General features: G+C 36.2%; 14 protein-coding genes. All 14 read left to right on the top strand.

Annotation, left to right across the window (positions count from 1 at the left end):
* Positions 1-5: 5 nt before the first annotated feature.
* From xseB to J4O15_RS13215, 14 genes are read left to right on the top strand one after another with little or no spacing between them, the layout of a single operon-like run.
* On the top strand, positions 6-215 hold the full coding sequence (gene xseB / locus J4O15_RS13280; RefSeq protein WP_208101095.1) for an exodeoxyribonuclease VII small subunit: 210 nt from the start codon (positions 6-8) through the stop codon (positions 213-215).
* Positions 208-1,098: a polyprenyl synthetase family protein gene (locus tag J4O15_RS13275; RefSeq protein ID WP_009219092.1), complete on the top strand. Its 891-nt coding sequence runs from the start codon at positions 208-210 to the stop codon at positions 1,096-1,098. Before xseB ends, J4O15_RS13275 begins: the two co-directional genes overlap by 8 nt.
* 8 nt (positions 1,099-1,106) lie before the next feature.
* Positions 1,107-2,984, top strand: coding sequence for a 1-deoxy-D-xylulose-5-phosphate synthase (gene dxs / locus J4O15_RS13270; RefSeq protein ID WP_208101094.1), 1,878 nt, complete (start codon positions 1,107-1,109; stop codon positions 2,982-2,984).
* Entirely contained in the window at positions 2,974-3,765 is a 792-nt protein-coding gene (locus J4O15_RS13265; RefSeq protein WP_208101093.1) for a TlyA family RNA methyltransferase, read from the top strand. The genes dxs and J4O15_RS13265 overlap by 11 nt, the downstream gene beginning before the upstream one ends.
* A gap of 22 nt (positions 3,766-3,787) precedes the next feature.
* Positions 3,788-4,612, top strand: coding sequence for an NAD(+)/NADH kinase (locus J4O15_RS13260; protein WP_009219089.1), 825 nt, complete (start codon positions 3,788-3,790; stop codon positions 4,610-4,612).
* Position 4,613: 1 nt separating this feature from the next.
* A complete protein-coding gene (argR, locus tag J4O15_RS13255; protein WP_009219088.1) occupies positions 4,614-5,069 on the top strand; it encodes an arginine repressor in 456 nt (151 codons plus the stop codon).
* Between the two features lie 37 nt (positions 5,070-5,106).
* On the top strand, positions 5,107-6,756 hold the full coding sequence (recN, locus tag J4O15_RS13250; RefSeq protein ID WP_208101092.1) for a DNA repair protein RecN: 1,650 nt from the start codon (positions 5,107-5,109) through the stop codon (positions 6,754-6,756).
* A gap of 13 nt (positions 6,757-6,769) precedes the next feature.
* Complete coding sequence (gene glgA, locus J4O15_RS13245; RefSeq protein WP_208101091.1) at positions 6,770-8,212, top strand: glycogen synthase GlgA; 1,443 nt, start codon at positions 6,770-6,772, stop codon at positions 8,210-8,212.
* Positions 8,209-8,694 carry an HD domain-containing protein gene (locus J4O15_RS13240; RefSeq protein ID WP_208101310.1) on the top strand — a complete coding sequence of 162 codons (486 nt, stop codon included), beginning with the start codon at positions 8,209-8,211 and terminating at the stop codon, positions 8,692-8,694. The genes glgA and J4O15_RS13240 overlap by 4 nt, the downstream gene beginning before the upstream one ends.
* The gene (locus J4O15_RS13235) at positions 8,691-9,149 is read left to right on the top strand and encodes a divergent PAP2 family protein (protein ID WP_009219084.1); all 459 of its coding nucleotides are present in this window, start codon (positions 8,691-8,693) and stop codon (positions 9,147-9,149) included. The genes J4O15_RS13240 and J4O15_RS13235 overlap by 4 nt, the downstream gene beginning before the upstream one ends.
* Positions 9,150-9,151: 2 nt before the next feature.
* Entirely contained in the window at positions 9,152-9,931 is a 780-nt protein-coding gene (locus J4O15_RS13230) for an HAD family hydrolase (protein ID WP_208101090.1), read from the top strand.
* Positions 9,932-9,940: 9 nt separating this feature from the next.
* On the top strand, positions 9,941-10,918 hold the full coding sequence (locus tag J4O15_RS13225; RefSeq protein WP_208101089.1) for a hypothetical protein: 978 nt from the start codon (positions 9,941-9,943) through the stop codon (positions 10,916-10,918).
* Positions 10,905-11,396: a DUF5721 family protein gene (locus J4O15_RS13220; protein WP_208101088.1), complete on the top strand. Its 492-nt coding sequence runs from the start codon at positions 10,905-10,907 to the stop codon at positions 11,394-11,396. Before J4O15_RS13225 ends, J4O15_RS13220 begins: the two co-directional genes overlap by 14 nt.
* Complete coding sequence (locus J4O15_RS13215) at positions 11,386-11,904, top strand: sigma-70 domain-containing protein (protein WP_208101087.1); 519 nt, start codon at positions 11,386-11,388, stop codon at positions 11,902-11,904. The genes J4O15_RS13220 and J4O15_RS13215 overlap by 11 nt, the downstream gene beginning before the upstream one ends.
* Positions 11,905-11,909: the final 5 nt, after the last annotated feature.

Below are 11,909 nucleotides of genomic sequence, written 5' to 3'. Positions count from 1 at the left end.
GAAATATGCCGAAAAAACAGGAAAAAAAGCCGGGAATAGAAGAGAATCTGGCAAGCATCGAAAGCGTTATAGCAAAACTTGAGGAGCCGAATACCACATTGGAAGAGGCTTTTGTACTATACGAAGAGGGAATAAAGCTTGTAAAACAGGCAAGCGAAGGTATTTCCCATGTAGAAAGACAGATGGAAATATTATCGGGAGCGGATGATGAATAAAGAAAAGATAAAAAAAATCGACAGTATAATAGAATCCTTTTTTTATGCTGAGGACGGATTGAATAAAAAAGTTATAACAGCATCAAATGAAGCCATAAAAAACGGAGGAAAAAGACTCAGACCGCTTATAATGTTTGAGATTTACAGGGCGGTTGCGGGTGAAGAATACCGTGAAGAAATAATAGCCCCTTTTTTGGCTGCAATAGAAATGATACATACCTTTTCGCTTATTCATGATGATTTGCCCGCTATGGACAATGACAGACTCAGAAGAGGAAAGCCTACCACATGGGTAAGTTATGGAGAGGATATGGCAATACTTGCAGGTGATATGCTCTGCGTTCAGGCATTTGAGATAATATCAAAAAAGATGCAGGATGTGGACGATATAAATATACTAAAGAGAATGTCAAAAGCATTATATACTTTGGCAAATGCCACAGGAGCGCTAGGAATGATTGGAGGTCAATGCGTGGATGTGGAGTATTGCGGTAAGAGAATGAGTGAAGATGTATTAAGATATACCTATGAACTAAAAACAGGTGCATTATTACAGGCTTCATTTGTTATAGGAGGAATACTTGCAGGTGCAAATGATAAAGAAACCCGATTGCTCAAAAAGGCGGGAAGTTATATAGGAGAAGCTTTTCAGATAAGAGATGATTATCTGGATATAGTGGCGGATGAGAAGGAACTTGGAAAGCCTACACATTCTGATGAAAAGAATGAAAAAACAACATATGTAAATATAGTCGGTATCAATGAAAGCTTAAAAAGGGTGGAAACACTCAGCAGTGATGCCAAGAAATGCTTGAAGGAAGTAAGAGGAGATATGGACTCTATTTTTGAAATCATTGATATGATGGTAAATAGAACTTCATAAAAACAAATATGATACTTGAAAAAATTGAAAAACCAAGTGATATAAAAAAATTAAAGAAAAAAGAACTGGAAATTTTAGCGAGGGAAATAAGAGATTTTCTTATAAAAAAAATAAGTATAACCGGTGGACATTTGGCAAGTAATCTGGGAGTCGTGGAGCTCACCATGGCTATGCATATATCCTTTGATTTACCCAAGGATAAAATAATCTGGGATGTGGGACATCAGTCATATACACATAAGATTCTAAGCGGAAGAAAAAATGCATTTGATAATCTTAGAAAGTTTGGAGGTATGGCGGGATTTCCAAAAACCAGTGAGTCAAAGTTTGATGTTTTTAATACCGGACATTCATCCACAAGCCTTTCGGCAGGTCTTGGGATGGCATTTGGAAGAGATATAAGGGGAGAAAATTACAGAATAATTTCAGTAATAGGTGACGGTGCGCTTACAGGAGGCATGGCATATGAGGCTTTAAACAATGCTGCAAGAATAAAAAAGAATTTTATAATGGTGCTTAATGATAATGAAATGTCCATCTCCAAAAATGTGGGCGGTATGAATGACTATCTTAATAATATAAGAACAGCGGACAGCTATAATAATCTGAAAAAAGCCGTTGTAAGTTCTTTGGAGAAATTGCCATATATGGGCAAACCTATGATAGACAGTATCAGACAGACCAAAAACGGTATAAAGCAGATTTTAATTCCCGGTATGCTGTTTGAAAATATGGGAGTAACATATCTTGGACCTGTGGACGGACATAATATATTTGCACTTTTAAAGGTATTTGATGAGGCAAAAAAGGTTGAAGGACCTGTACTTGTACATATACTTACAAAAAAAGGCAAGGGATATTCTCCGGCTGAAAATCATCCTGAAAACTTCCATGGAATAGGAGCATTTGATATTGCAAGCGGAGATGCAAAGTCCGGAAGTAAAAAGCCGACATATACCGATATTTTTTCAAAAAAAATAGTGGAGCTTGCGGCGGAGAATAAAAATATAGTGGCTCTCACAGCCGCCATGCCGGAGGGATGCGGTCTTTTAGAATTTAGAGATAAGTTTCCGAAGAGATTTTTTGATGTGGGCATTGCAGAGCAGCATGCCATCACATCTGCGGCAGGACTTTCCGCTGCGGGGCTTACCCCTGTGGTATGTGTTTATTCATCATTTTTACAGAGGGGATTTGACCAGATAGTGCATGATGTCTGTTTACAAAATCTTCATGTGGTATTTGCAATAGACAGAGCAGGTCTTGTAGGAGCGGACGGGGAGACTCATCAGGGAATATTTGATGTTTCCTTCCTTACATGTATACCGAATATGACCTTGCTTGCACCAAAAAACGGCAAAGAGTTGGAAGTCTGCCTTGAATTTGCCATAAATTTTGACGGACCGATTGCTATAAGATACCCAAGAGGAATAGCCTATGACTGTTTGGAGGAGTTTGAGAGCAAAATAGAGTTTGGAAAGGGCGAAATGCTGTTTGAAGAAAGAGACATAGCTCTTCTTGCTATCGGAAGCATGGTAAGCACCGCTAAAAATCTGAGGGAGAAATTAAAGGCGAAGGGAATAAATGTATCTATTGCCAATGCCAGATTTTTTAAGCCTATAGATTTTGATTTGGTGGATAGATTATGTGAAAAGCATGGATTTATCGTTACTATGGAGGAGAATGTGTTAAACGGCTCCATGGGTGAAAAAATAAAAGCATATATTCATGAAAATCATAGCGATGTAAAAGTACTTAATATTGCATTGCCTGACGGATATGTGGAGCATGGAGATGTGAGTCTTTTAAGAGAAAAGCTTGAGATAGATTCAGATTCCATATTAAAAAAAGTTTTGGACAAATATGAGAAGATAAAAAATGAAAGATAGATTGGATATACTTTTGGTAAAGCGTGGACTTGCCGAAAGTAGAGAAAAGGCTAAGGCTGTAATAATGTCCGGTATAGTATATGTGGACGGTCAAAAGGAAGATAAAGCCGGACAGACATTTTCCGAAAATGTAAATATAGAAGTGCGTGGAAATACATTAAAGTATGTGAGTCGTGGAGGATTAAAGCTTGAAAAGGCTATGGAATGCTTTGATGTAAGTGTGGAGAATAAAATCTGTATGGATATAGGGGCATCCAGCGGAGGATTCACCGATTGTATGTTGCAAAACGGAGCAATAAAGGTCTATGCGGTGGATGTGGGGCATGGACAGCTTGCATGGAAACTTAGAAATGATGAAAGAGTAACAGTCATGGAAAAGACCAATATAAGATATGTAAAGCCTGAGGATATAGGCGAGCAAATTGATTTTGCAAGTATAGATGTGTCATTTATATCCCTATCAAAGGTTTTGCCCGCCGCTTACAATCTTTTAAAAGAAAACGGAGAAATAGTGGCGCTTATTAAGCCGCAGTTTGAAGCCGGAAGAGAAAAGGTGGGCAAAAAAGGTGTGGTAAGAGAAAAATCCACACATATCGAGGTGATTGAAAACTGCTTTGAATACGCAAGGGCAAATAATTTTTCCATAGAGGAGCTGGAGTTTTCTCCGGTGAAAGGTCCGGAAGGAAATATTGAATATCTGTATCATCTTGTAAAGAACGGAGAAAATAATAAGGATATAGATATTAGCGCTATAGTAAATACAGCGCATGAAAGTTTATAAGAGCGATATTAACGGAGGATAAATGAAAACTTTTTTTCTTGTCGGAAACAGTGAAAAGGACGGAATAAAAAAAGCACTTTTAAGTTTGGAAAAAGAGATAAATGACAGGGGAGGAGTATGCTATAAATCTTATGGATATATAGATATAAACAAATTTCCGAAAGTGGACTGTGTAATAACTCTTGGAGGAGACGGTACTCTTATAAGAGCGGCAAGGGATATATCACATCTTGGTATTCCGCTAATCGGTATAAATATGGGACATATGGGTTATCTTACAAGTATCAGCAGTGCAAAAGATTTTAAATATATGGTGGATATTCTTATAGATGATAAATACTTCATAGAGAAAAGAATGATGATAACCGCAACAGTTATAAGAGAAGGAAAAGAGCTGCACAGCTTAAATGCCCTTAATGAAGCCGTAATTACAAGAAGAGAAATGTTAAAAACTATAAGATGCAATGTTTATATTGACGGGGATTTCTTGAATGAATATTCATCTGATGGTATAATTGTAGCAACGCCTACAGGCTCAACAGCATATAATTTGAGCGCCGGAGGTCCCATCATAGAGCCAAGTTCAAGAATGATGCTGATTACAGCTATCTGCTCTCATGCACTGAGTCAGAGAAGTATAGTACTTTCATCTTCAAAGGTGATAAGGATTTCATTTAATGACAATCTTAAGGCGACAAGAGAGCTGGTTGTGGATGGAGATGACAGTGTAAGCCTGAAAAACGGGGATGTTATTGAACTGAGGGAGTCGGAAATATTTGCCGGATTGATAAAATTAAAAAAGGGAAGTTTCCTTGACAATATCAGAAATAAAATGAATAGGATTTGATATGAAAACAAAAAGACATTCAAAAATTGTGGAACTTATCAATGCATTTGATATCGAAACACAGGAAGAACTTGCACAAAAGCTCGAGGAGAGCGGATTTGTGGTAACTCAGGCTACAGTTTCAAGAGATATCAGAGATTTGAAACTCTCAAAGGTGATACTGGGAGACGGAAGACAGAAATATTCTCTGATGCCCAAGCAGGACGGTATCTCTGAAAAATATGTAAGAATATTAAGAGAAGCCTTTGTATCAATGGATATGGCACAGAATATTTTGGTATTAAAGACTGTATCGGGTATGGCTATGGCTGTAGCTGCGGCACTTGATTCCATGCAGATGAGTGAGATAGTGGGCTGTATTGCGGGAGATGATACAATCATGGCAGCTATAAGAAGCACAGATGATACCGTAGTAGTTATGGAGAGAATAAGGAAACTTGTTTATAAAAACGAATAGACATTAGTATATCAGGGTAGTACCTAAAAGGAGAATTATGCTGATAGAATTACATATAAAAAATCTTGCACTTATAAAAAAGGCGGATATTTACTTTAAAGAAGGACTTAGTGTACTAAGCGGTGAAACAGGTGCAGGTAAATCCATCTTGATTGATTCAATAAATCTGGCACTTGGAGCAAAGGCAAGCAAGGATATTATAAGAACCGGTGAAAATGAGGGTTTTGTAGAACTTATTTTTACACTGGATGAAAAGAGAAAAGAAAAATTAAAAAATCTGGATATTTCATTTGAGGACGATTTACTTATAATCACAAGGAAAATAAGTAATTCAAGAAGTGTATGCAGAATCAATGATGAAACCGTAACTTTAGCAAAACTTAGAGAAATTACGGATACCCTGATTGATATTCATGGTCAACATGAGCATCAATCACTTCTTAGTGCGGGCAATAATCTTGTTTTACTTGATTCTTTTTGCCCTGAGGAACTTATCACACTTAAAAAGAGTTTATCAAAAAATTATGGTGAATTAAAAACAATCAATCAAAAAATACAGGGCGGCAGTGATGAGAGGCTTAGGAAAAGAGAGATTGATATATTAAACTTTGAAATATCCGAAATAAAGACTGCCGATATAAAAATAAATGAAGAAGAAGAGCTGGAGCAGATATTTAAAAAGAGTAAGAATATTTCAAAAATCAATGATGTACTTTCAAATATGCTTGAAGACCTTGAAAATGAAAGTATCGGAAACAATATCAGGGAAGTATCGGAGATTGCAGCTTTGGATGAAGAAATTGAGACCATATCATCAAATCTTAATACAATAGAGGATTTGATATCTGAAACCATACATTATACCAACAGATATCTTGACAGTCTTGAATACAATGAGAAGGAGTATGACAGGGTTATAGAAAGGCTTGATACGATAAGGCATATAAAATCCAAATACTCAAATGATTATAAAAAAATCGGAGAACTTTTAAAAGAAAAAGAAAAAAGACTTGAGTTTTTAAAAGATTTTGAAGGTGAAGTTCGTATATTAAAGGAGAGTGCATCAAGGCTTGAAGAAAGTATATTAAAGGAATGTACAAAAATCAGTGAAATACGAAAAAATGTGGCAATTACTCTGACAAAGAGGATAAAAGAAGAACTTGAGGATTTAAACTTTCTCGGTGTGGAATTTGAAATAAAATTTACAAGGAAGGATAAAATCTCAAGGGACGGATATGATGCGGTGGAATTTTTGATAAGCACCAATCCCGGTCAGCCGCTAAAATCTTTGCAGATGGTGGCAAGCGGTGGTGAATTATCCAGAATAATGTTGGCATTAAAGAGTGTTTTTGCAAATAATGACGATATTCAGACTCTTATATTTGATGAGATAGACAGCGGTATAAGCGGGAAGACGGCGGTAAAGGTAGGAGAGAAGTTAAGTAATATCTCAAAGGGACATCAGGTTTTATGTATTTCTCATTTACCGCAGATAGCGGTGATGGCTGATCAAAATCTGTTTATATCAAAATCAACTGACGGGAAGACTACTCAAACAAATATTGATTTACTGGATAAGGATGGTAAAATAAGAGAGATAGCCAGATTGATAGGCGGAAACAATTTGACTGAGGTTGTTTTAAAAACAGCAAGGGAAATGATACAGGAAGCGGACTCAAGAAGATGAGGAGGAAACAGCTATGAAAAAGATATTATTTGTTGCATCGGAAGCAGTGCCTTTTATAAAAACAGGAGGTTTGGCGGATGTTGTAGGTTCCTTACCGAAATATCTGGATAAAAGATATTTTGATGCCAGAGTTATTTTGCCCAAATATATGTGTATGAAAGAAGAAATAAGAAACTCACTGGAATATATAGGTGATTTTTATATAGATTATGCCGGTACAAGTAAGTATGTCGGTGTACTGAAAAAAGAAATAGACGGTGTGATTTTTTATTTTATAGACAATGAAGAGTATTTTGGAGGACCAAAACCCTATGGGGATTGGCTTTATGATATAGAAAAGTTTATCTTCTTTTCACAGGCTGCACTTTGTGCCCTGCCGCTTGTGGACTTCAGACCTGATCTTATTCACTGTCATGACTGGCAGACAGGACTTGTGCCTGTTTATTTAAAGGACAGATTTGCGGGCGGTGATTTTTTCAAGGGAATAAAGTCAGTATTTACGATACATAATCTTAAGTTCCAGGGAACATGGGATATGAAGACAATACAGTATTTTTCAGGACTGAGCGATTATTACTTTGCTCCGGATAAGCTGGAGGCATTTAAGGACGGTAATCTTTTAAAGGGAGGTCTTGTATATGCCGATGCTATAACAACAGTGTCAAAAACCTATGCGAAAGAGATACAAAATCCTTTCTACGGAGAGGGGCTTGACGGACTTTTAAGAGCAAGACAAAATGATCTTAGAGGTATTGTAAACGGTATAGATTATAATGAGTTTAATCCGGAGACGGATAAGCTTATTTATGCAAATTACAATGCAAAAAACTTCAGAAAAGAAAAAATTAAAAATAAAAGAGCATTGCAAAATGAGCTTGGAATCACTGTGGATGATAATAAATTTATGTTGGCGGTGGTTTCAAGACTTACAGACCAAAAGGGATTTGATTTGGTTGAATATATGATGGAGCAGATCTGTGAGGAAAATGTACAGCTTGTGGTACTTGGAACCGGAGATGACAGATATGAAAATCTCTTCAGGCATTATGCATGGAAGTATCCTGACAGAGTTTCGGCAAATATTTATTATTCCGAGGAGATGTCACATAAGATATATGCGGCAGCGGATGCATTCCTTATGCCTTCGCTTTTTGAGCCATGCGGTCTCAGTCAGCTTATGTCGCTCAGATACGGAACTATTCCGATAGTTCGTGAAACGGGCGGTCTTTGCGATACGGTGGAAAGCTATAATGAGTTTGAGTCAAAGGGTACAGGATTTTCATTTGCAAATTATAATGCACATGAGATGCTTGACAGGATAAATTTTGCAAAGCATATTTATTATGATAAAAAAAGAGAATGGAATAAAATGATTGACAGGGCAATGGCGGTGGATTTCTCATGGGGACAGTCCGCACTTGAATATCAGGCTCTGTATGATTGGTTGATAGGATGAAAGAATATTTAAAAGATATAGAGTATATGGAATGTGTTAAAGACATACTGTGCAGCGATATTTTCAAAAAAACCGATGAGTTTGTTCAGCATGGTTCAACATCTACGATGGAGCACAGTATTGCTGTTTCATATACTACATATTCGGTATGTAAGAAACTTAATTTAAATTATAAATCTGCTGCCAGAGCGGCACTTCTACATGATTTTTACCTCTATGACTGGCATAGACCGGTTAAGGAGACCGGAGCATTTTTGCATGGATTGACACATCCTTTTAAGGCGGCAAAAAATGCTAAAAAATATTTTAATATAACAAATATGGAAGCCGGTATGATAAAAACACATATGTTTCCTTTAACCCCTCTCCCTCCGCTTTCACCGGAGGGATGGGTGCTGACTATGGCTGATAAGTCGGTTTCAATAAATGAAATTATTAAAAATATGAAAAAGATCACCAGAACAGGGGAGGGAGCTGTATGAGTATTTTAGATGAGATAGTTTCAAATCAGGTGCTCATCAGTGCGGCTCTCGGATGGTTGGTTGCACAGCTTTTAAAAACACTTATAGATATATGGTATAATAAATCTTTTTCACCGGACAGACTTTGGGGAAGCGGGGGTATGCCAAGTTCACATTCCGCCACGGTTTGTGCATTGGCTACTTCAAGTGCATTAAAATACGGCTTTTCGGGATTTGAGTTTGCGGTCAGCTTTATTTTGGCATTGGTGGTTATGTATGATGCCATGGGTGTCAGAAGAGAAACCGGAAAGCAGGCAAAGCTCCTTAATATGATTTTGGAGAACAATATATTTGAAGACAATTTTGAACATTTTGAAGAAAGATTAAAGGAATTTGTCGGACATACACCGTTACAGGTATTTATGGGTGCAATACTGGGTATAGTTATAGCATTTATAATTGGAGGTATATACTAAAAATGATAAAACTTATTGCTTCGGATGTGGACGGAACCTTGGTAGGTGACGGTGAGGGCAAGCTTGATAAAAGAGTTGTAGAGGCTATAAAGGCTCTCCATGATAAGGGGATACATTTTGCTGTCGCATCGGGCAGACAGTGGGTAAGTATAGAAAATGTTTTTGAAGAGGTAAAGAATAAGATTTTTTATATTTCGGATAATGGAGCCTATATAGGGATCAACGGCAGAAGTCTTTTTATAAATAAAATGGATGAAATAACAGCAAAGGATCTGATTTTAGATATAAGAAAAGACAGCGAATTGATTGCTATGGTGGCGGATGAGAATTCTTACTATATCGAAGAGAATAATGAGTTTTTAATAGACTGGATCAGGGGCGGATACAGAGGAAGAATAGAACTTGTGGAGGATCTTACCAAGATAAAAAATATAATAAAAATTTCAGCATATTCCGAAAGTGTATATGGAAAGGCGGATCATATTATAGCTAAATATTGTGATAAGCTCTTGGTAAATTATGCCGGAAAAATGTGGCTTGATTGTACGGCAAAGGGTGTGAGTAAGGGAAATGCTTTAAGAAAACTTCAGGAAGCATTTGATATAAGCGAAAATGAAACAATGGTTTTTGGAGATCAGGATAATGATGTTGAAATGTTTAAAGCGGCATATTATTCTTTTGCAGTGGGAAATGCAGCTCCCATAGCAAAGGAAGCTGCAAGATTTATGGCAGACAGTAATGAAAATGCAGGTGTTTTAAAAATATTAAATTATCTGCTTTAGGAGACTAAGTTGAAAAGAAAATTTTTGTTTGGCTTTATAATGGCTATTTGTCTTTACGGTTGTGGAATAAAGACTAACAGTATCAGTGAAAATATAAAAATCAATCTTACAGAAAACAGTTTAGGCTATAATTACAGCCAGATGCTTATTCCTGCGGTATCGGAGATTCAGATTGTAACAGATACATACACAGATGCAATATGGGACAGCTATGTTGACAGAGAGAGAAATCTTACCTACAGAGATAATTTTTATAATGATTTGAAAAATTATTATAAGGAATTGGTAGTATTAAAGAAGGTGGCGGGAAATTATAAAATCACCTTATCAGAGCAGGAAAAAAATAAAGCATTGAAGCTCTCAAAAATATTTTATGATGAAAATGTGGAAAATACACAAGACTTCCCGGAACTTAGCAGGGAGGATTGTGATACCGTATTTTTAGATTATTTTTTGGTAAATAAGACAAAGAAAAATCTGATAGAAAAAAATGTCAAAGAGGTAAGTGAGAGTGAAGCCAGAATAATGGATTTTCATGTGATTGAAGTTTCAGACTATGAGCTTGCAACAACACTTTTGGAAAGACTTAACAATGGTGAAAACTGTGTAAAACTTGCAAATCAGTTTTCGGAAAGTGACGAAATTTCAAGAAGTATAGCTATAAACAATGAATCCGATGATGTAAAGAATGCTTTAAGTGTTTTGGTTGACGGCGGTATAAGCCCGATTGTCACAGATAAGGGTAAGTATATGCTTTATAAATGTGTAAAGGGCTATAATGAAGATGCCACAAGAAGAAATAAAAAAAGAATAAAAGAAGAAAGAGAATCGGCTTATCTTTTAAATTTATATAATAATTATGCAAGGGAAAATCCAATAGATATAAATGAAAATGAATTTGAAAAGGTTTGTAAAGCTCCTGATGTTACTCTTTTAGGAAGAGATTTCTTTACACTTTGGTCGGAGGAAGAAAATGGAGGCCTTTGAGATTTTAGATGTGAAGGAATTCACCAAAAAACTTTTTATGACTGATTTATTTGATAAATTCAGTGTTGTGGAGGCGGAGTTTACCACCTTTGTAAAATTTGATATAAAGGGTAATCTGAATAAGTCTTATTTTGATGAGGAACAAAACAGAGATTTTTGTAGCTGGAGCGAAATAAGAAATATTTGTTTTGAAATAATAAAGGGGAAAAAGCCGCCTACAGCTTTCAAACTCATATTAAAATTTTCAAAAGAGTTTACAAAAAAATGGATTGCGGATAATACAACAAAGGATATAGATGCGGATATGTATCTGAATATAAGATATGCCGATAAAGGATTGAATCTTATCAGTTCATTTTCGCCTAAGTCATTTTTACTTGAAAGAGATATAATGCATACCTTTGATTTATATGTAAAGGATATGTTTAAGAAAATAAATATTACATTGGTACAGATGGGAGCAGACAGTGAAGGATAAAACAATTCTTGAGATGTATCTTGAGGATATGAAAAATATAAAGCCGCTTGATGAGGCAAAAAAAGATGATTTGCTTAAAGCTTTGTGTACAGGTGATAATAATGCCAAAAACAGGCTTATAGAAGCGCATATGATGTATGCTGCAGAGCTTGTACAGCCGTTTATGGGATGCGGCCAGGAAGTAATGGATTTAATAAGTGAGAGTCATTTGGCACTTACTATGGCGGTAACGGAGTATAAGTCCGGAGATTTAAAAGCTCAAATAAGACAGGCTGTTGAAAAGCGACTAAATGAGATAATAGATGAACAAAACAGAGCAAAGCATGATTCAAACGAGCTTACAAACAGGCTTAACGAGTTGATGGAAATATCAAGTGCTTTGGCAAATGAATACGGTAGAGAAGCTACTGCCAAGGAGCTTTCCGACAGACTCCTTATACCACAGGATGAAGTGGAAGAACTATTAAAAATCAGTCTAAATGCTATAAATTTAGATAAAAATATTTAGGATAT

The organism is Lachnoanaerobaculum sp. Marseille-Q4761 (genome assembly GCF_017565785.1).
Taxonomy (GTDB): domain Bacteria; phylum Bacillota; class Clostridia; order Lachnospirales; family Lachnospiraceae; genus Lachnoanaerobaculum.
The sequence above is the reverse complement of the archived record's forward strand: the minus strand, read 5'-3'. Positions and strand labels throughout refer to the sequence as shown.

Excerpts from the sequence above, each read along its gene's own strand:
- xseB (WP_208101095.1), top strand. The coding sequence starts at position 6 with ATGCCGAAAAAACAGGAAAAAAAGCCGGGAATAGAAGAGAATCTGGCA.
- J4O15_RS13275 (WP_009219092.1), top strand. The coding sequence starts at position 208 with ATGAATAAAGAAAAGATAAAAAAAATCGACAGTATAATAGAATCCTTT.
- dxs (WP_208101094.1), top strand. The coding sequence starts at position 1,107 with ATGATACTTGAAAAAATTGAAAAACCAAGTGATATAAAAAAATTAAAG.
- J4O15_RS13265 (WP_208101093.1), top strand. The coding sequence starts at position 2,974 with ATGAAAGATAGATTGGATATACTTTTGGTAAAGCGTGGACTTGCCGAA.
- J4O15_RS13260 (WP_009219089.1), top strand. The coding sequence starts at position 3,788 with ATGAAAACTTTTTTTCTTGTCGGAAACAGTGAAAAGGACGGAATAAAA.
- argR (WP_009219088.1), top strand. The coding sequence starts at position 4,614 with ATGAAAACAAAAAGACATTCAAAAATTGTGGAACTTATCAATGCATTT.
- recN (WP_208101092.1), top strand. The coding sequence starts at position 5,107 with ATGCTGATAGAATTACATATAAAAAATCTTGCACTTATAAAAAAGGCG.
- glgA (WP_208101091.1), top strand. The coding sequence starts at position 6,770 with ATGAAAAAGATATTATTTGTTGCATCGGAAGCAGTGCCTTTTATAAAA.
- J4O15_RS13240 (WP_208101310.1), top strand. The coding sequence starts at position 8,209 with ATGAAAGAATATTTAAAAGATATAGAGTATATGGAATGTGTTAAAGAC.
- J4O15_RS13235 (WP_009219084.1), top strand. The coding sequence starts at position 8,691 with ATGAGTATTTTAGATGAGATAGTTTCAAATCAGGTGCTCATCAGTGCG.
- J4O15_RS13230 (WP_208101090.1), top strand. The coding sequence starts at position 9,152 with ATGATAAAACTTATTGCTTCGGATGTGGACGGAACCTTGGTAGGTGAC.
- J4O15_RS13220 (WP_208101088.1), top strand. The coding sequence starts at position 10,905 with ATGGAGGCCTTTGAGATTTTAGATGTGAAGGAATTCACCAAAAAACTT.